Genomic DNA, 18,740 nt, shown 5'->3' with positions numbered 1-18,740 from the left:
GGAGGGCTTACTCAACCGCAAACGCTTTATCCAATCGGCTATATCCCAACCCGTTGATCTTTTTCACCTTAATCTGCACCGGAATCCGTTCCTTCATCGCTTCTACGTGGCTAATCACGCCGATGATTTTGCCGCTGGCGTTAAGCGTATCCAGCGCGTCAAGCGCGGTGTCCAGCGTTTCGCTATCCAGCGTGCCGAAGCCTTCATCAAGGAACAGCGAATCGATGCGCGTTTTATGGCTCACCAGGTCAGAAAGCGCCAGCGCCAGCGAAAGGCTGACGAGGAAGCTTTCGCCGCCGGAAAGCGTCCGGGTATCACGCACCGCGTCTGCCTGCCAGGTATCGACCACTTCCAGCTCCAGCGCGTCGCTGACCTTACGCTGGAGTAGATAGCGACCGTGCAGGCGGCTAAGCTGTTCGTTGGCGAGCCAGACCAGATTATCCAGCGTCAGGCCCTGGGCGAATTTGCGGAACTTATCGCCTTCTTTAGAGCCTATCAGTGCGTTCAGATGCGCCCAGTCTTCCAGCGCGGCGCTGGCTTTTTCGATTTCCAGGAACAGCGCCTGCTGCTGCTGCCGATTCTCTTCGTCCTGCTTAAGCTGCTGGCGAAGCTCGCCCTGCCGCTCGCTGTTTTCGCGCAGCTGACGGGAAATTTGCTGGAGCTGCATCTGAGCATCGGTGAGGGTTAGCGCGGCATTCAGGGATTCCGGGCGCAACGTTAGATGACGCTGCAACGCCTCCTGCACCTGAGTGGCCAGGGTCTGGCGCTGCTGATGCTGGGTCTCCAGCGTCTGTTTTAACTGTTCCAGACGCTGGCGTTCTTCGTTGTCCAGCAGGGCGCTGAGGAAGTCCTGGCGATCGCTAAAGTGGGATTCGGCAAGCGCCTGGTCGAAGGCCTGCTCGGCCTGCTGCAAGCGCTGTTTCTCCTGCACCTCCTGAAGCTGGAGCGTGTGCCATTGGCTTTCCAGCGACACGCAGTCATGATGCACCTGCTGCCAGCCGTCGAGCGCCACTGGGGCGACGTCAGTTGGGTCTTGTACCGCAGGCAGCGTCTCGAGCAGCGGTTGGATTTGCGCGAGCTGCTGTTGAATCTCCTGATGCTGTTTTTGCTGCTGTTGCCAGCGCTGGGTATCCGCTTCACGGGAGGCCAGCCACTGGCTCTCTTCGCCTGGTTGCGCAGGGGGAAGGCCGAAAGCGGAGAACGTCTGGGTCAGCGCGGCGGCACGTTGAGCGAGTTCATCGCGCAATTGGGTTTGTTGGGCGCGAAGCTCGCGAATTTGCGCGTCGAGCGTCAGGCGCTGGCTGTAGTGATAGCGCTGCTGTTCTGCCTCGTCCTGGGCGGCGAGCCAACCGTTGATGTCGTCAGCGGGCTGCAGCGTGATATTCAACCCTTGAATGACGGTTTGCCACTGTGATGTAAGTGCTTGCTCTCGCTCAGAAAGCGTCTCTAGCTCCGTATTTTCTTGCTGCTGCTGTTTTTCCAGTGCGGCCTGCTGGCCGCGCAGCGTGGCGCCTTCTTCCGCCAGATGAGCGACCTCTTTTTCCAGCGCGTCGCGGCGAGCTTTGTTGGCATCTGGAGTCAGCGCCTGATATTCCGCGAGCGCCGGGTGGCTGGTGGAGCCGCACAGCGGGCAGGGGGCGCCTGGCTGTAGACGCGCGCGCTCGGCCTCGAGGCGGACGATGGTCGCCTCCAGTTCGCAGATGGCATTAACGTCGTCGCGCTGCTGCTTTTTCTCTTTATAGGTCTGACGAAGCTGGGTAAGTCCGGCGTTCAGTTTCTCCAACTGCTGCTGGCGCTGCTGCTGAGCGTGCAGAAGCTGCAGGCGGCGCGATTGGAGTGGGATGAACTGGGTATGCAGCGCGCTCAATTGCTGGCGCAGCGGGCGGGTGGCCGCGTGCTGCGCAATTTGTCCGGCAACCTCTTCCTGAGTCAGCGTTAAGGCTGACGGCGGCAGTTGAGCGAACTGTTTCTCCAGATCCTTTAAACGTTGCGCGGAGGATTCTATCTGAGCGCGTTCGCGAGCCTGTTGGCTAAAGGCGCTGCGCCAACCGGTCAGTTCCCCCTGCCAATGCTGGATATGATCATGTTCCTGAAGCCACTGCTGAATCTGGCTTTGCGTGTGCTGGAGCGAGGTGGCCTGCCGTTCGGCGCTCAGGCGGATACGGTCGCGAAGGCGGCGAGAATCATGTAAGCGAGTATTTACTTGCTCTGTCAGTTGGTGGGTTTTTGCCACCGTGGCGGCTTGCTCCTGTAGCTGGACCCAACGCGGGCGTAATGCCTCGGCTGGCTGCGCCCGGCTGAGCGTGGCGAGCTGCGGCTTGGCGGCTTCCAGCGCCTGTTTTGCGGCAATCAGCGCCTGCTGATGAGTCCGTTCGTCCTGCTCAAGTTCCTGTTGGCGAACCAGCCACTGCTGATGCTGGGCGGCCTGGGTGTGTTGCTGTTGCCACTGCTGTTCGTCAGAAGTAAGCGCCTGCAAACTCTGTGACAAGGTCTGCTGCTGCTCTTCACTCAGCAGCACCACGCCGCTGGCCTGCGCCTGAAGTTTTTCCAGCTCGCCGCGCGCGTGTTTATGTTTTTCAAATACCTGCGCAGAGATCTGGCCGTAAATTTCGGTGCCGGTCAGCTCTTCCAGCAGTTCGGCACGCTCTTTCGGTTCGGCGTTCAGGAAGGCGGCAAACTGGCCTTGAGAGAGCATCATTGAGCGGGTAAAGCGGCCGTAGTCGAGACCGGTCAGCGAGGCCGTCATCTCCAGCTTGTCTTTCACTTTGTCCGCCAGAATCTGCCCGTCATCGCAGCGTGCCAGCTCGACGCGTGGCGCTTGCAGGTTGCCGTCCGGCTGGTTGCGGGCGCGGTTTTGGCTCCAGAAAGCGCGATAGGCCACGCCCTGAACTTCAAACTCCACTTCCGCCAGACACTCGGCGGTGTCGCGGGTCATCAGGTCGTTTTGTGACTGGGAGACGTTACTTAGGCGCGGTGTCTTGTGGTATAGCGCCAGGCAGATGGCGTCCAGCAGTGTGGTTTTGCCCGCGCCGGTGGGGCCGGTAATGGCAAACAGACCGTTGCTGGCAAACGGCTCCTGGGTGAAATCGATTTTCCAATCGCCTTTTAGCGAGTTGAGGTTTTTCAGACGCAGGCTGAGAATTTTCATGGCTGTTCCTCCTCGCCAAGGCTCTGGAGCGTGTCATTAAACAGCGCATGCAGACGCTGCTGCTGCTCCTCCTCCAGCGTTTCCAGCGACAAACGACGCTGGAATACTTCTTCGACGCTCAGCTCGCTCAAGGTCTCGCGCTCAAGGCTTGCCAGAATGCGCTGGCGCTGTTCGCGACTGCGGCGCACCAGCAGCACGTCTACCGGCAGGTCATCGGTGATAACCTGAATTTTACGTTGAATATCATGCAGGTATTCATCGCTGGTGATTTCGATATCCAGCCAGGTGCTCGGCTCTGCGGCAGCATCGCGCCATTCAGCGAGCTGGGCGCTGATTGTGTCAAAATCGCCTTTGATCACCGCCAGCGGTTGAGTAATCGGAACGGTAAGCGGTGTGACCTCGGAAAGCTTGCCGTCGGCGAAGCTCACCAGATTGACGCTTTTGGCTTTGCCGGTTTCATCAAAACTGAGGGCGATAGGCGAACCGCTGTAGCGAATATGCTCGCTGCCGCCGATTTTCTGCGCCCGGTGAATATGGCCCAGCGCGATGTAGTCGGCCGGCGGGAAGTTTTGCGCCGGAAACGCGTCCAGTGTGCCAATATAAATGTCGCGTACCGCGTCACTTTTGCTGGCACCGACGGTCGTCAAATGACCGCTGGCAATAATCGGCAGCGTGGCGTCACCGCGTAGCGTGCAGGCTTGCTGGTACTGCAACTGGTAGTAATCGGTAATGCTCGCCAGTACCTGCTGGACTTTTTCGCTGCCGGAAAGCCCGGCCTGGCTGGTTATGATGTCGCGCGGGCGCAGGAACGGCACCGGGCAGAATACCGCGCCGGGCGTGCCGTCGCGGCGGTTCAGGATAAAGGGGGCATGGCCTGCGCTGGCGATCACCGTGGTATTCAGAAATGAAAGGATATCGCGGGATTCATTCAGCGTTGCCACAGAGTCGTGGTTGCCCGCCAGCACGACCAGATGGCAGCCGGTTTGTTGCAGATTAACCACAAATCGGTTGTACAGCTCACGCGCGTAGCTCGGCGGGGAGCCGGTATCGAAGATATCGCCCGCCACAATAATGGCATCGACTCGTTCGGTTTCGGCGGTCGCGAGCAGCCAGTGCAGAAAAGCCTCATGTTCAGCCGCGCGGCTCTTGCTGTAGAAGTTCTGGCCGAGGTGCCAGTCCGATGTGTGGATGATGCGCATAGCGGTTCCGTGAGAAGTGGCGTAAAGTTGATTATAAACATCAGCCTACGTTGAGGTCGATGAGCGCGTTTCGGCAGTGTCATAAACGGCAAACCGCGATCATCTAACGGTCATGTTTTTCATAAATCTGTCATAAATCTGACGCATAATGACGCCGTATATAATACTGATGTCTAAAAACAGGGCAAATAATGGCAAGACGTATTCTGGTCGTTGAAGATGAAGCGCCAATCCGCGAGATGGTCTGCTTCGTACTGGAACAAAATGGTTTCCAGCCGGTAGAAGCTGAAGACTACGACACCGCTGTCAGTAAACTGAATGAACCCTGGCCCGACCTTATTCTGCTCGACTGGATGTTACCGGGCGGTTCGGGACTGCAATTTATTAAGCATATCAAACGTGAAGCGCTGACGCGTGACATTCCGGTGGTAATGCTCACCGCTCGCGGTGAAGAAGAAGACCGCGTGCGTGGCCTGGAAACGGGCGCTGACGATTACATTACCAAGCCATTCTCACCAAAAGAGCTGGTCGCCCGCATTAAAGCGGTGATGCGCCGCATTTCGCCGATGGCGGTGGAAGAGGTGATTGAGATGCAGGGGCTGAGCCTTGACCCGACCTCTCATCGCGTGATGACCGGTGAAAACCCGCTGGACATGGGCCCAACTGAATTTAAACTGCTGCACTTCTTTATGACGCACCCGGAGCGCGTTTACAGCCGCGAACAGCTGCTGAACCACGTCTGGGGCACTAACGTTTATGTTGAAGACCGTACCGTCGACGTGCATATCCGTCGTCTGCGTAAAGCGCTGGAACACAGTGGTCATGACCGCATGGTGCAAACCGTTCGCGGCACGGGTTATCGTTTTTCCGCCCGTTTCTAAATTTTGACAGGAGTGTGACGCGTGCTGGAACGGCTGTCATGGAAAAGGCTGGTACTGGAGCTGGTGTTATGCTGTCTCCCGGCCGTGATACTGGGACTGATTTTTGGTTATCTGCCGTGGTTTTTACTGGCGGCGGTGACCGGGCTGCTTATCTGGCATTTCTGGAATTTACTGCGACTTTCATGGTGGCTTTGGGTTGACAGAAGTATGACCCCGCCGCCGGGACGCGGTAGCTGGGAGCCCTTGCTATACGGGCTCAACCAGATGCAGTTGCGTAATAAAAAACGCCGCCGCGAACTGGGTAATCTGATTAAACGTTTTCGCAGCGGCGCGGAGTCGCTGCCGGATGCGGTGGTGCTTACCACCGAAGAGGGCGCTATTTTCTGGTGTAATGGCCTGGCCCAGCAGCTGCTGGGGCTTCGCTGGCCCGACGATAGCGGGCAAAACATCCTCAACCTGCTGCGCTACCCCGAATTTACCCAACACCTCAAAAAACGTGAGTTCTTAAAGCCACTGCATCTGGTGCTGAACAGCGGTCGCCATCTGGAGATCCGCGTCATGCCCTACACCGACCGTCAGCTTTTGATGGTGGCGCGTGATGTGACGCAGATGCACCAGTTGGAAGGCGCTCGACGCAACTTCTTTGCCAACGTTAGCCATGAACTGCGCACGCCGTTAACCGTGTTGCAGGGCTATCTGGAGATGATGCAGGAGCAGGTGTTGGAAGGGAACGTGCGTGAAAAAGCGCTGCACACCATGCGTGAGCAGACGCAGCGGATGGAAGGGCTGGTGCGCCAACTCCTGACGCTCTCTAAGATTGAGGCTTCACCGACGCTGGCGCTCAATGAAAAAATTGATGTGCCGATGATGCTGCGGGTAGTCGAGCGCGAGGCGCAAACGCTCAGTCAGCATAAGCATCAGTTCCATTTTGAAATTGATGAGACGTTAAAAGTGCTGGGCAATGAGGATCAGCTGCGTAGCGCGATGTCGAATCTGGTCTACAACGCGGTGAATCATACGCCGGAAGGGACGCTGATTACCGTGCGCTGGCAGCATGCGCCGCACGGGGCATTGTTCAGCGTGGAGGACAACGGACCGGGAATTTCGCCTGAGCATCTGCCAAGGCTGACCGAGCGTTTTTATCGCGTGGATAAAGCGCGTTCACGGCAGACCGGCGGTAGCGGTTTGGGGCTGGCAATTGTTAAACATGCGGTTAATCATCACGATAGCCGATTGGATATTACCAGTGAGCTCGGCAAAGGTTCGTGTTTCAGCTTTCTGCTGCCGGAACGTTTAATTGCCAAAAATAGCGAGTAATTTCACGCTTGTCAGCTTAACTTTCCACAGACCAGCCTCGGCTGGTCTGTTTGCTTTGCAGTCAAGTAACCCCCGCGTGATTTACGAACGTCTGATTATTTTTTGTTCGCATGATTAGCCGGATGTTTTTCTTAAATCCAGTTAATCCGTCTGCTTATTTTTTCACTATCAATATAATCATCTGGTTTTGCGATCCCGTGTTGCTTTAAAACGTTATAAGCGTTTAAATTGGCCCCCATGCAGTCGTAAACAGACTGTATATACGCGGTAAATCAAAAAACTATTCTTCTCTACGCCGCGAAGGGAGCATATCCCGCTGAGTTTATTGTCAGTTTCCTCTGCATCATTCCACAGGCGCTGACACAATAAATTTGTTTTACAACACCACATCCACAGGCTGTAGTTACATATGACCCATCAATTAAAATCGCGTGACATCATCGCTCTGGGCTTTATGACCTTCGCGTTGTTTGTTGGCGCAGGCAACATCATTTTCCCTCCTATGGTTGGCTTGCAGGCCGGTCCACACGTCTGGACTGCGGCTATCGGCTTCCTGATTACTGCGGTAGGTCTGCCTGTGCTGACCGTCGTCGCGCTGGCGAAAGTGGGCGGCGGCGTCGATAGCCTGAGCACGCCAATTGGTAAAGTGGCGGGCGTACTGCTCGCTACGGTCTGCTACCTGGCGGTTGGCCCGCTGTTTGCGACCCCGCGTACCGCGACCGTGTCGTTTGAAATTGGTATCGCGCCGCTGACCGGCAGCGGTGAACTGCCGCTGTTTATCTACAGCGTTGTCTACTTCGCGCTGGTGATTCTGGTGTCGCTCTATCCGGGCAAACTGCTGGATACCGTGGGTAATTTCCTGGCGCCGCTGAAAATCCTGGCGCTGATTGTGCTGTCCGTTGCTGCCGTGATGTGGCCAGCTGGCCCTATCAGCCACGCGATGGAAGCCTATGAAACCGCCGCGTTCTCAAACGGTTTTGTGAACGGCTATCTGACCATGGATACGCTGGGTGCGATGGTGTTTGGTATCGTTATCGTTAACGCCGCGCGTTCTCGCGGTGTGACCGAAGCACGTCTGCTGACCCGCTATACCATCTGGGCTGGCCTGATGGCCGGTGTGGGCCTGACGCTGCTGTATCTGGCGCTGTTCCGCCTGGGGTCAGACAGCGCGACGCTTGTCGATCAGAACGCGAACGGTGCAGCAATTCTGCACGCATACGTACAGCACACCTTCGGTGGCGCGGGCAGCTTCCTGCTGGCGGCATTGATCTTCATCGCCTGTCTGGTGACGGCGGTGGGCCTGACCTGTGCATGCGCTGAGTTCTTTGCGCAGTACCTGCCGTTCTCCTACCGTTCACTGGTCTTTATCCTTGGCCTGTTCTCGATGGCGGTGTCGAATCTGGGGCTGAGCCACCTGATTCAAATCTCCATTCCGGTGCTGACCGCGATTTATCCGCCATGTATCGCACTCGTAGTGCTGAGTTTTACCCGCAATTGGTGGCATAATTCGGGCCGCGTTATTGCACCACCGATGTTTATCAGCCTGGTATTTGGTATCCTTGACGGCATCAAAGCCTCTGCCTTTGCAGATGTGCTGCCAGCGTGGACGACCCGTTTACCGCTGGCCGAGCAAGGCCTTGCATGGCTGATGCCGACGGTTGTGATGGCGGTTCTGGCCATAATCTGGGACCGCACAGCAGGTCGTCAGGTGACATCAAGCGCCCACTAACCGGCGTTGACATCAAGGTGTTTTAACCACGGAACGTGATGTTCCGTGGTTTTTTATTTTGGGTACTTTCACCTAAGTCGTTCGCGCTGCGGCGCGATGATGATGGGTATGACATGGCACTGGAAACGATGGAAAACAACAAGCTGAAGCGCGGGTTAAGCACCCGACACATTCGCTTTATGGCCCTCGGATCGGCCATTGGTACGGGGCTGTTCTACGGCTCCGCCGATGCGATCAAGATGGCCGGGCCAAGCGTTCTGCTGGCCTACATTATTGGCGGCGTTGCCGCGTATATCATCATGCGTGCGCTGGGCGAAATGTCCGTGCATAACCCGTCTGCAAGCTCCTTCTCTCGCTACGCGCAGGATAACCTGGGCCCGTTGGCGGGCTACATCACCGGCTGGACCTACTGCTTTGAGATCCTGATTGTAGCCATTGCGGATGTGACCGCCTTTGGTATCTATATGGGCGTCTGGTTCCCGGCGGTGCCGCACTGGATATGGGTGCTCAGCGTGGTGCTGATTATCTGCGCCATCAACCTGATGAGCGTGAAGGTATTCGGTGAGTTGGAGTTCTGGTTCTCGTTCTTCAAAGTTGCCACCATTATCATCATGATTATCGCCGGTTTTGGCATCATCATCTGGGGTATTGGCAACGGCGGGCAGCCGACGGGGATTCATAACCTGTGGAGCAACGGCGGCTTCTTTAGCAACGGTTTGCTTGGCATGGTGATGTCGCTGCAGATGGTGATGTTTGCCTACGGCGGTATCGAAATTATCGGTATTACCGCCGGTGAAGCGAAAGACCCTGAGACTTCGATTCCGCGCGCGATTAACTCCGTGCCGATGCGTATTCTGGTGTTCTACGTGGGTACGCTGTTCGTCATTATGTCTATTTATCCGTGGAACCAGGTTGGTACCAACGGCAGCCCGTTTGTGATGACCTTCCAGCATCTGGGGATCACCTTCGCGGCCAGCATCCTCAACTTTGTGGTCCTGACGGCATCGCTGTCGGCGATTAACTCCGACGTGTTCGGCGTGGGTCGTATGCTGCACGGGATGGCGGAGCAGGGTAGCGCACCGAAGGTATTCGCTAAAACGTCCCGTCGCGGTATTCCGTGGGTGACGGTGATGGTAATGACCATCGCGCTGCTGTTTGCGGTTTACCTCAACTACATCATGCCGGAAAACGTCTTCCTGGTGATTGCGTCGCTGGCGACCTTCGCGACGGTGTGGGTGTGGATTATGATCCTGCTTTCGCAGGTGGCTTTCCGTCGCCGCCTGTCGGCTGATGAAATCAAAGCGCTGAAGTTTAAAGTGCCTGGCGGCGTGGCGACAACGATTGTCGGTATCGTCTTCCTGGTCTTTATCATCGCGCTGATTGGTTACCACCCGGACACGCGTATTTCGCTGTACGTGGGCTTTGCGTGGATCCTGCTGCTGTTAGTCGGCTGGGCATTTAAAACCCGTCGCCGCAAATAATCTGCTCTATCAAGTAGCTCGGAGTCGGTGCGTCAGCACCGACTCCGGGAGCTTTACCGGCACCATTTCGCTTGGCCTGGTTACAACGTTTTTGCCTCTCTATTCTCCGCCCCCGTCCTCCTCCCTACAAAAATGTTCAAAAGATGAGTAGGGTGCAATAGTCGTATGGCAAGGTGAGCTCACTTTGAGGATAGGGGATAGATGATGTTGAATGCCTGGCACCTTCCTGTTGCTCCCTTTATTAAACAGCAACAGGACAAACTCATTATCACGCTGTGGCTTCGTGGCGATGATCTGCCGCAGCGGGTGACGATGCGCTCGGAAGTTGATAACGAAGAGATGGCGCTACCGATGCGCCGCAGCGGCAAAGCGCCGAGCCGCGATATCGTGCAATGGCGCGCGGAAATCAGCCTGCATGAAGGCCAGCCGCGCCGCCGTTACGCCTTTAAGCTGCTGTGGGATGACCGCCAGCAGTGGTTTTCGCCAAAAGGCTTTAGCGCCTTTCCACCGGCCAAGCTCGAACTCTTTGCCTTTGACTGCCCGGACGCTGGCCCACAGTGGGTGACCGAACAGGTTTTCTATCAGATTTTCCCGGACCGTTTCGCCCGCAGCCCATCGCGCAGCGACCAGCAGGATAAGGTCTACCATCATCACGCCGCCGGGCACGACATCGTCCTGCGCGATTGGGATGACCCTCTCACTGCCGAAGCGGGTGGCTCGACCTTTTACGGCGGCGACCTCGACGGTATCAGCGAAAAACTGCCGTACCTGAAAGCGCTTGGCGTCACCGCGCTGTACCTGAACCCGGTGTTTACCGCACCCAGCGTACACAAGTACGATACTGAAGATTATCGTCAGGTCGACCCACAGTTCGGCGGCAACGACGCACTGCTGCGCTTGCGCCATAACACCCAGCGCGAGGGGATGCGCCTCGTCCTCGATGGCGTGTTTAACCACAGCGGTGATACCCACGCCTGGTTTGACCGCCACAACCGCACACCGAGCGGGGCCTGCCATCACCCGGACTCTCCGTGGCGCGACCAATACAGTTTTTCACCGGAGGGTAAAGCGCTCGACTGGTTAGGCTACGCGAGCCTGCCGAAGCTGGATTACCGGTCTCAGGCGCTGATTGACGAAATCTACGGCGGTGAAGACAGCATCGTTCGCCACTGGCTGAAAGCGCCGTGGAATATGGACGGCTGGCGACTGGACGTGGTGCACATGCTCGGCGAAGCGGGTGGCGCAAAGAACAACCTGAAGCATGTAGCAGGGATAACCCAGGCGGCGAAAGCCACGCGACCGGACGCCTACGTGCTCGGCGAACATTTTGGCGATGCGCGTCAGTGGTTACAGCAGGATGCGGAAGACGCGGCGATGAACTATCGCGGCTTTACCTTCCCGCTGTGGGGATTCCTTGCGAATACCGATATCTCCTACGACCCGCAGAAGATTGATGCACAAACCTGTATCGCGTGGATGGAAGACTACCGCGCCGGGCTGTCGCATCAGCAGCAGCTACGGATGTTTAACCAGCTTGATAGCCACGATACGGCGCGTTTTAAATCGCTGCTGGGTCGCGATGTGGCGCGTCTGCCGCTGGCCGTGGTCTGGCTGTTTAGCTGGCCCGGTGTGCCCTGTATCTACTATGGCGATGAAGTGGGGCTGGACGGCGATAACGACCCGCTCTGCCGCAAGCCGTTCCCGTGGGATGAAAGCAAACAGGATAAAAATCTGCTGGCGCTCTACCAGCGTCTGGCCGCGTTGCGTAAAGCGACGCCTGCGCTGCGCCTTGGCGCTTGCCAGGTGCTCTATGCGGCGGGAGACGTGGTGGTGTTCCTGCGCGTGCTTGGCGCAGAGCGCGTGCTGGTGGCGATTAACCGTGGGGAAGCCTGCGACGTCACGCTCTCTGACTCCCCGTTGCTGCACGTGGCTCACTGGCAGCGAAGGGAGGGCGATGCGCAGCTTGAGGGGATGCGCTTGACGCTACCGGATATCTCCGCGTCGGTGTGGACCGGTCACTGATAGAGACGGCGAATTTCAGCGCTGGCGAGCAGGGTTTCACGCCACCAGCGCTGGGCGAGCCCGTCGCTGCCGTTGCGCCAGGCCATATAGGCGACGTCTTTCTGGCGAAATGAGTTTACCGTTTTCTCCACTAACTCTCCTGTCGCCAGCCATGGGCTGGCAATATGGCGGGGGAGGAATCCACAGCCCATACCGGCGCGCAGCAGCGTCACCTTACTGTGAAAATCGTCAACGCGAATCTGCGGCTGTTCATCCATCAGGTTGGTCTGCAAGGGATGGCATACCCGTGCGCTATCGCTTATCACTACCGCGCGATGTAAACAGAGCTGCTCGTTGGTTAAGCCCTCTGACGCGGTGGCCAGCGGGTGACTTGGCGCGACCACAAACACGTTATCCAGCGTGCCGAGCATACGGTACGACCAGGCGGCGGAGGTGGGCGGTTCGTTAATCGCACCGAGGATAATATCCGCGCCGTTATGGGTGAGTTCTTCCCAGGAACCGGCCAGCGTATGATGGGTAAAGTTGAGGCGCGTTTGTTTATTCAGGGTGTAAAAGGCGTCTATCGTCGGCAATAGCGCGGCAAAGGGAAACGAGTCGTCTAGTGCTATCGCCAGCTCTTTCTCCCAGCCAGAGGTCAGCTGTACCGCCTGTTTTTCCAGATCTTTTGCCGCGTTGAGCAGCAGACGGCCCTTTTCCAGCACCATTCGTCCGGTATCGGTAAATTTAGCCCGATGCCCGGAGCGGTCCAGCAACGTAATTTCCAGGTCGCTTTCCAGCTTTTGAATCATATAGCTAAGCGCGGCGGGCGTTTTGAACAGCGAATCAGCGGCGGCGGCGAAAGACCCGTGTTTATCAAGGGCATCAAGAATGAGCAGTACGTCCAGATTGAGTCGCATAATAAAAAATATCCTGAAAATTAAACCACTACGTTGTAACGAATAGCGAAAAACAAAGCCAGTGAATAAATTAGATAAAACTGTCGCATTTTTTTGATGCTGATTTATTACCGTCACGGGATGGTAAGTTTTCTTTAATAACTCGTTAGAAATTTCCCGCTATACTCAACAAGCTTTCTGATTCAGGATCCTGCTGCTGACGGCAGTTTAAGACCGTTACCTTTTAACTTATTGATTAAGAAGGTGTGTTATGTCTATCCGGGAACTGATTGACCCTCAAAACTCTGCGCTTATTTTTATTGACCATCAGCCACAAATGTCATTCGGGGTGGCGAATATTGATCGCCAGACGCTGAAAAATAACACCGTAGCATTAGCGAAGGCCGGTAAAATATTTAATGTTCCGGTAATTTACACTTCCGTCGAAACGAAAAGTTTTAGCGGCTATATCTGGCCAGAATTACTCGCTGTTCATCCCGACGTTAAGCCTATCGAACGTACTTCAATGAACTCCTGGGAAGACGCTGCTTTTGTGAAAGCGGTAGAAGCGACCGGGCGTAAAAAACTGATTATCTCGGCGCTGTGGACTGAAGTTTGCCTGACCTTCCCGGCACTGATGGCGCTGGAAGCGGGATATGAAGTTTATGTCGTGACTGATACCTCCGGCGGCACCTCTGTTGATGCCCACGAGCGTTCTATCGACCGCATGGTGCAGGCTGGTGCGGTGCCGGTGACCTGGCAGCAGGTGCTGCTTGAGTACCAGCGCGACTGGTCACGCAAAGAAACTTACGACGCGGTGATGGATTTGGTGCGTGAACACAGCGGCGCGTATGGGATGGGCGTGGACTATGCCTATACCATGGTGCACGGCGCGCCAGAGCGCAAAGCTTAAGGTCCGCGACCCGGTGGGGCGTCGACCCCACCGGTTGCAAGCGCAAGGAACCCATCTTCATGACGCAAAAGCATGTCACGCTGGTTATTACCCACGCTATTCGTCCCGAACACGTTGCGCAGTACGAAGCCTGGCTTGGCGAAATTATGCCTATTGCCGCTAGCTATCCCGGTCATCTGGGTGCCAACGTTATTCGTCCGGTCGATGGACAGACGGCCTGGAATATTATCATCCGCTTCGACACCATCGAGCACCTCTACGCCTGGACCCAGTCTGACGTGCGACGCAAGCTGGTGGAGGAAATCGCCCCGGTTCTGGGGGACGGCGACCGCACCGAGGTGCGCACCGAAGCCGCTTTCTGGTTCACCCCGCCTGCCGCTAACGTTCGCCAGCCAAAGCGCTGGAAACAGTCTCTGATAACGCTGCTGGTGATTTTCCCCAGTACTAACCTGGTCCCCGCGATTACCGGCGCGCTGCTGCCGTCGTTAAAGGGAACCCTGTTACTGCATTTTATTAATGATGCTTGTGTGGTCGCGCTGGTGGTCTGGTTCTGGATGCCCATCGTGACCCGCCTGTTTGCCGGTTGGCTGAAAAAAGCCTGAATCGACGCGAGGAGAACGCTATGTCACAAACCGCTACCCTGATTTTAACGCAGGGGCAGATTCACACTCTTGACCCGCAACAGCCCATCGCCGAAGCGGTGGCCATCGCTGATGGCAAAATTCTCGCCGTCGGTAGCGACGCGCAGATGCTGTCCTACGCGGGTGAAGGCACGCAGATTGTTGACCTTCACGGCCATACGGTGATCCCTGGCCTTAACGACTCGCACCTGCACCTGATTCGCGGCGGGCTGAACTACAACCTGGAGCTGCGCTGGGAAGGCGTACCGTCGCTGGCGGATGCGCTGCGCATGCTCAAAGAGCAGGCCGATCGTACGCCATCGCCACAGTGGGTGCGCGTGGTGGGGGGCTGGAGTGAGTTCCAGTTTGCCGAACGCAGGATGCCGACGCTGCAGGAGCTTAACGATGCCGCGCCGGATACGCCGGTGTTCGTCCTGCACCTCTACGACCGCGCCCTGCTCAACCGCGCTGCGCTGAAGGCGGTGGGCTACACCAAGGATACGCAAGCTCCAGCGGGCGGTGAGATTGTCCGTGATAACAACGGCAACCCGACCGGGATGCTGATTGCCAAACCCAACGCCATGATCCTCTACGCGACCCTGGCGAAGGGGCCGAAGCTGCCGCTGGAGATGCAGGTCAACTCCACCCGCCAGTTTATGCGCGAGCTGAACCGACTGGGGCTGACCAGCGCCATTGATGCGGGCGGCGGCTTCCAGAACTACCCGGAAGATTACGAAATTATTGAGCAGCTGCATGCCAATAAGCAGATGACCATCCGCATTGCTTATAACCTGTTTACCCAGCGTCCGAAGCAGGAAGTTGAGGATTTCGAACGCTGGACCGATATGCTGAAACCGGGGCAGGGCACTGATTTCTACCGTGCTAACGGTGCAGGCGAGATGCTGGTCTTCTCGGCGGCTGACTTTGAAGATTTCCTGCAGCCGCGCCCGGATCTGCCGCCGGGTATGGAAGATGAACTTGAACGCGTCGTCCGTCATCTGGTTGAGCATCGCTGGCCGTTCCGCCTGCACGCCACCTACGACGAGTCGATTAGCCGTATGCTGGATGTGTTCGAGAAGGTTAACCGTGATATTCCGTTCAACGGTCTGCACTGGTTCTTTGACCACGCCGAGACCATCACCGAGCGCAACATTGAGCGCGTGAAGGCGCTGGGCGGCGGGATTGCGGTGCAGCACCGTATGGCCTTCCAGGGCGAGTACTTTGTCGATCGCTACGGTAAAGATGCGGTGAAACATACGCCGCCGGTGGCGAAAATGCTGGAGATGGAGGTGCCTGTTGGTCTGGGGACGGACGCTACCCGTGTGGCGAGCTATAACCCGTGGACGGCCCTGTACTGGCTGGTTTCCGGGCGGACCGTCGGCGGCATGGCGATGTATGACGATGAAAACCGTCTGCCGCGCGATGTGGCGCTGGAACTGTGGACGGCGGGTAGCGCCTGGTTCTCCAGCGAGCAGGGCAAAAAAGGCCGTATTGCTGCTGGGCAACTGGCGGATCTGGTGGCGCTGTCGAAGGACTACTTCAGTGTGCCGGAAGAAGAGATTAAAGGCATTGAGTCGGTGATGACGATTGTTGATGGCCGCGTAGTCTACGCCGCCGGACACTTCACGCCGATCGCCCCGCCGTCGATTCCGGTGGTGCCGGACTGGTCACCGGTGGTGAAAGTGCCGGGCCACTATCGCTCCGCGCCTCCGGGCTCAGAGCATATTGGTGCAGTGGTGCAGATGCATCAGTGCTGCGGCAGCTGCGGCGTGCATGGGCATCAGCACGATATTGCGCGCCAGTCCGGTATTCCGGTATCGGATGACCGTGCCTTCTGGGGCGCGCTAGGCTGTTCTTGCTTCTCGTTCTAAAACGATCCCGGCGGCGTTTCGCTTGGCCGGGCTACAGGATGTAGCTCAGGCGAGTCATCGCCGACGCCGGGGAAACAAAAAAGGCTCGCGCAATGCGAGCCTTTTTTTGCCGGAACGTCAGCCGATTACAGGCTGGAAACGTTCTCGCTCAGGTACTTAGCAACGCCGTCCGGAGACGCGTTCATGCCTTCTTTCCCTTTTTCCCACTGCGCCGGGCACACTTCGCCGTGCTGCTCGTGGAACTGCAGCGCATCAACCATACGCAGCATTTCGTCGATGTTACGACCCAGCGGCAGGTCGTTAACGACCTGGTGGCGAACCACGCCGTTAGCGTCGATCAGGAAGGAGCCGCGCAGCGCAACGCCTTCGTCCGGGTGTTCGATACCGTACGCTTTCTGAATTTCACGCTTAACGTCGGCAACCATTGCGTATTTCACTGCACCGATGCCGCCTTTGTCGACAGGGGTGTTACGCCATGCGTTGTGGACGAACTCAGAGTCAAAAGAAACGCCAACCACTTCAACGCCGCGCTTCTGGAACTCTTCGTAACGTTTGTCGAAGGCAATCAGCTCGGACGGGCAGACGAAGGTGAAATCCATCGGCCAGAAGAACAGAACGGTGGCTTTACCCTGGGTGTGCTGTTTGAAATTGAATTTCTCAACGATTTCACCGTTGCCCAGTACCGCTGCTGCGGTGAAGTCAGGCGCTTGACGAGTAACCAGAACCATGGGGTTCTCCTTTGAATTTATAAGGTTAATGGAACGCAACGCGGGCCAGTATAAGGAGGGTAAGCGAGGAACACAAAAAGACTATGACGATTAATAAGATAGGATTCACCTATCAATTATTATTTTATCAAAGGAATAAGCATAGCCGTTCCGTGGCCCGATGCAAGTCCTACAGCGTTTTGTTTTTCGCCTGCGCCATCATCTGCGGATAGAACTGCCAGAAACGGGTCTCCAGCGCATCATAGTGCGCGTCGAGATCATGCCAGGAGTCGCGCAGCGCATCGAGCTTCGGTCGACGGCTGGCCATGCCGTTCAGTACCCGCTGGATAAAATCCATCTCGGCGTACCGCTCCAGCCAGCGTTCCGTCCACAGGTGCTCGTTCAGCGTGAGAAAGCGTGCTGGCGCATCCGGAAGAATCGTGGTGACTTCGGCGCGGGCATAGCGGGTAAAGTCCGGTAATGCGATGTCCGGTGAAATACGGCTCCAGTGGCGGGAAAGGAAATGGTCCCACATCACGTCGAGGGTAATGGGTGCCACGCGGCGCGTTTCGGGGCGGAACCATTCGCGCGCTTCTTTTACCTGCGGCAAATTGTCGGTCATTACGTCAATACGGCGATGCATATGGATGCCGTCAACGATGGCGGCCGGATAATCTTGCCCTGGGTTACCGCGAACAAAATCCGCCAGCAGATTTCCCGAAAGCGAGCTATTGGCGAGGTGAGCAAGGTGCAGGTGAGCGAGAAAATTCATTGTTAAACGTTTATCCAGAGGGGTAAGGGTTGCAGGGATGTCTCCCCGGCACTAGACTACCCGCCTCATTATTAAGCCCAGAGTCACTGTCATGCGCGTTGCCGATTTCTCCTTTGAACTACCAGAATCCCTGATTGCCCACTATCCGCAAGCCGAGCGTAGCAGCTGTCGCTTGCTGTCGCTGGACGGGCCGACGGGCGCGCTGACGCACGGTACTTTCACCGATTTGCTCGATAAGCTCAACCCTGGCGATCTGCTGGTCTTTAACAATACCCGCGTGATTCCGGCGCGCCTGTTTGGCCGTAAAGCCAGCGGCGGCAAGATTGAAGTGCTGGTCGAGCGTATGCTGGATGATAAACGTATTCTGGCACATATTCGCGCTTCTAAAGCGCCGAAGCCGGGTGCCGAGCTGCTGCTGGGCGATGATGAAAGCATTAAAGCAACAATGGTCGCTCGCCATGACGCGCTGTTTGAAGTTGAATTCGACGACGAACGCAGCGTGCTGGACATTCTGAACGCTATCGGCCACATGCCGCTGCCGCCGTACATCGACCGTCCGGACGAAGACGCCGACCGCGAGCTGTATCAGACCGTGTATAGCGAAAAGCCGGGCGCCGTTGCGGCACCGACCGCGGGCCTGCATTTCGACGAACCGCTGCTGGCGAAGCTTCGCGAGAAAGGCGTCGAGATGGTGTTTGTCACGCTGCACGTGGGCGCGGGTACCTTCCAGCCGGTGCGCGTTGACAGCATTGAAGACCACATCATGCACTCCGAATACGCGGAAGTGCCGCAAGAGGTGGTGGATGCAGTGCTGGCGGCGAAAGCACGCGGCAACCGCGTGATTGCGGTCGGTACCACCTCCGTTCGCTCGCTGGAAAGCGCGGCGCAGGCGGCAAAAGATGAGCTGATTGCGCCGTTCTTCGGCGACACGCAAATCTTTATTTTCCCAGGCTACCAATACCAGGTGATTGATGCGCTGGTCACCAACTTCCACCTGCCGGAATCCACGCTGATTATGCTGGTGTCCGCTTTTGCCGGTTATCAGCACACCATGAACGCCTATAAGGCTGCTGTAGAACAAAAATATCGCTTTTTTAGTTACGGTGATGCCATGTTTATCACGTACAATCCGCAGGCTATTTCTGAGCGTGTCGGGGAATAAATTTCCGGCATGAGTGTTTAAAACGTCGGACTGTTTTTCTGAC

The 18,740-nt window shown here is 56.8% G+C and carries 14 protein-coding genes; 9 read left to right on the top strand and 5 right to left on the bottom strand.

The annotated features are described in order from the left end of the window. Positions 1-7: 7 nt before the first annotated feature. Positions 8-3,148, bottom strand: a complete 3,141-nt coding sequence (gene sbcC / locus MY052_RS18600) for an exonuclease subunit SbcC (RefSeq protein ID WP_248537603.1) — start codon at positions 3,146-3,148, stop codon at positions 8-10. Next, the gene (gene sbcD / locus MY052_RS18595; RefSeq protein WP_248537602.1) at positions 3,145-4,347 is read right to left on the bottom strand and encodes an exonuclease subunit SbcD; all 1,203 of its coding nucleotides are present in this window, start codon (positions 4,345-4,347) and stop codon (positions 3,145-3,147) included. Before sbcD ends, sbcC begins: the two co-directional genes overlap by 4 nt. 191 nt (positions 4,348-4,538) lie before the next feature. Between sbcD and phoB the strand changes: the two genes are divergently transcribed. The 5 genes from phoB (at position 4,539) to malZ (ending at position 11,777) form a co-directional block, all read left to right on the top strand. Next, a complete protein-coding gene (gene phoB, locus MY052_RS18590) occupies positions 4,539-5,228 on the top strand; it encodes a phosphate response regulator transcription factor PhoB (protein ID WP_035895131.1) in 690 nt (229 codons plus the stop codon). 21 nt (positions 5,229-5,249) lie between these two features. Continuing rightward, positions 5,250-6,545, top strand: coding sequence for a phosphate regulon sensor histidine kinase PhoR (gene phoR, locus MY052_RS18585; RefSeq protein ID WP_035895132.1), 1,296 nt, complete (start codon positions 5,250-5,252; stop codon positions 6,543-6,545). A 409-nt stretch (positions 6,546-6,954) separates the two neighbouring features. Continuing rightward, entirely contained in the window at positions 6,955-8,274 is a 1,320-nt protein-coding gene (brnQ, locus tag MY052_RS18580) for a branched-chain amino acid transporter carrier protein BrnQ (RefSeq protein WP_035895133.1), read from the top strand. A 128-nt stretch (positions 8,275-8,402) separates the two neighbouring features. After that, the gene (proY, locus tag MY052_RS18575; protein ID WP_202218156.1) at positions 8,403-9,755 is read left to right on the top strand and encodes a proline-specific permease ProY; all 1,353 of its coding nucleotides are present in this window, start codon (positions 8,403-8,405) and stop codon (positions 9,753-9,755) included. A 201-nt stretch (positions 9,756-9,956) separates the two neighbouring features. Then, positions 9,957-11,777 carry a maltodextrin glucosidase gene (gene malZ / locus MY052_RS18570; protein WP_248537601.1) on the top strand — a complete coding sequence of 607 codons (1,821 nt, stop codon included), beginning with the start codon at positions 9,957-9,959 and terminating at the stop codon, positions 11,775-11,777. Here the strand turns inward: malZ and MY052_RS18565 are convergent. After that, positions 11,771-12,673, bottom strand: coding sequence for a LysR family transcriptional regulator (locus MY052_RS18565; protein ID WP_248537600.1), 903 nt, complete (start codon positions 12,671-12,673; stop codon positions 11,771-11,773). The two genes, malZ and MY052_RS18565, sit on opposite strands and share 7 nt — an antisense overlap. 250 nt (positions 12,674-12,923) lie before the next feature. Between MY052_RS18565 and MY052_RS18560 the strand changes: the two genes are divergently transcribed. The 3 genes from MY052_RS18560 to MY052_RS18550 are packed head-to-tail and all read left to right on the top strand — an operon-like array spanning position 12,924 to position 16,056. Next, complete coding sequence (locus MY052_RS18560; protein ID WP_035895136.1) at positions 12,924-13,565, top strand: hydrolase; 642 nt, start codon at positions 12,924-12,926, stop codon at positions 13,563-13,565. Positions 13,566-13,624: 59 nt separating this feature from the next. Next, positions 13,625-14,167 carry an antibiotic biosynthesis monooxygenase gene (locus tag MY052_RS18555; protein ID WP_248537599.1) on the top strand — a complete coding sequence of 181 codons (543 nt, stop codon included), beginning with the start codon at positions 13,625-13,627 and terminating at the stop codon, positions 14,165-14,167. A 20-nt stretch (positions 14,168-14,187) separates the two neighbouring features. After that, positions 14,188-16,056 (top strand): amidohydrolase, encoded by a 1,869-nt coding sequence (locus MY052_RS18550; protein ID WP_035895139.1) that lies wholly within the window; start codon positions 14,188-14,190, stop codon positions 16,054-16,056. A 125-nt stretch (positions 16,057-16,181) separates the two neighbouring features. Here MY052_RS18550 and MY052_RS18545 read toward each other — a convergent pair whose 3' ends face one another. After that, entirely contained in the window at positions 16,182-16,784 is a 603-nt protein-coding gene (locus tag MY052_RS18545) for a peroxiredoxin (protein ID WP_064547849.1), read from the bottom strand. 169 nt (positions 16,785-16,953) lie between these two features. Beyond that, positions 16,954-17,535 carry an ACP phosphodiesterase gene (gene acpH, locus MY052_RS18540; RefSeq protein ID WP_248537598.1) on the bottom strand — a complete coding sequence of 194 codons (582 nt, stop codon included), beginning with the start codon at positions 17,533-17,535 and terminating at the stop codon, positions 16,954-16,956. Between the two features lie 91 nt (positions 17,536-17,626). Here acpH and queA point away from each other — a divergent pair, with 91 nt between their 5' ends. Next, positions 17,627-18,697: a tRNA preQ1(34) S-adenosylmethionine ribosyltransferase-isomerase QueA gene (gene queA / locus MY052_RS18535; RefSeq protein WP_248537597.1), complete on the top strand. Its 1,071-nt coding sequence runs from the start codon at positions 17,627-17,629 to the stop codon at positions 18,695-18,697. Positions 18,698-18,740 lie beyond the last annotated feature (43 nt).

This window comes from Kluyvera ascorbata (assembly GCF_023195735.1).
Classification (GTDB): domain Bacteria; phylum Pseudomonadota; class Gammaproteobacteria; order Enterobacterales; family Enterobacteriaceae; genus Kluyvera; species Kluyvera ascorbata.
The sequence above is the reverse complement of the archived record's forward strand: the minus strand, read 5'-3'. Positions and strand labels throughout refer to the sequence as shown.

Coding starts and splice junctions, on each gene's coding strand:
- sbcC (WP_248537603.1), bottom strand. CDS start 3,148: ATGAAAATTCTCAGCCTGCGTCTGAAAAACCTCAACTCGCTAAAAGGC.
- sbcD (WP_248537602.1), bottom strand. CDS start 4,347: ATGCGCATCATCCACACATCGGACTGGCACCTCGGCCAGAACTTCTAC.
- phoB (WP_035895131.1), top strand. CDS start 4,539: ATGGCAAGACGTATTCTGGTCGTTGAAGATGAAGCGCCAATCCGCGAG.
- brnQ (WP_035895133.1), top strand. CDS start 6,955: ATGACCCATCAATTAAAATCGCGTGACATCATCGCTCTGGGCTTTATG.
- proY (WP_202218156.1), top strand. CDS start 8,403: ATGGAAAACAACAAGCTGAAGCGCGGGTTAAGCACCCGACACATTCGC.
- malZ (WP_248537601.1), top strand. CDS start 9,957: ATGATGTTGAATGCCTGGCACCTTCCTGTTGCTCCCTTTATTAAACAG.
- MY052_RS18565 (WP_248537600.1), bottom strand. CDS start 12,673: ATGCGACTCAATCTGGACGTACTGCTCATTCTTGATGCCCTTGATAAA.
- MY052_RS18560 (WP_035895136.1), top strand. CDS start 12,924: ATGTCTATCCGGGAACTGATTGACCCTCAAAACTCTGCGCTTATTTTT.
- MY052_RS18555 (WP_248537599.1), top strand. CDS start 13,625: ATGACGCAAAAGCATGTCACGCTGGTTATTACCCACGCTATTCGTCCC.
- MY052_RS18550 (WP_035895139.1), top strand. CDS start 14,188: ATGTCACAAACCGCTACCCTGATTTTAACGCAGGGGCAGATTCACACT.
- MY052_RS18545 (WP_064547849.1), bottom strand. CDS start 16,784: ATGGTTCTGGTTACTCGTCAAGCGCCTGACTTCACCGCAGCAGCGGTA.
- acpH (WP_248537598.1), bottom strand. CDS start 17,535: ATGAATTTTCTCGCTCACCTGCACCTTGCTCACCTCGCCAATAGCTCG.
- queA (WP_248537597.1), top strand. CDS start 17,627: ATGCGCGTTGCCGATTTCTCCTTTGAACTACCAGAATCCCTGATTGCC.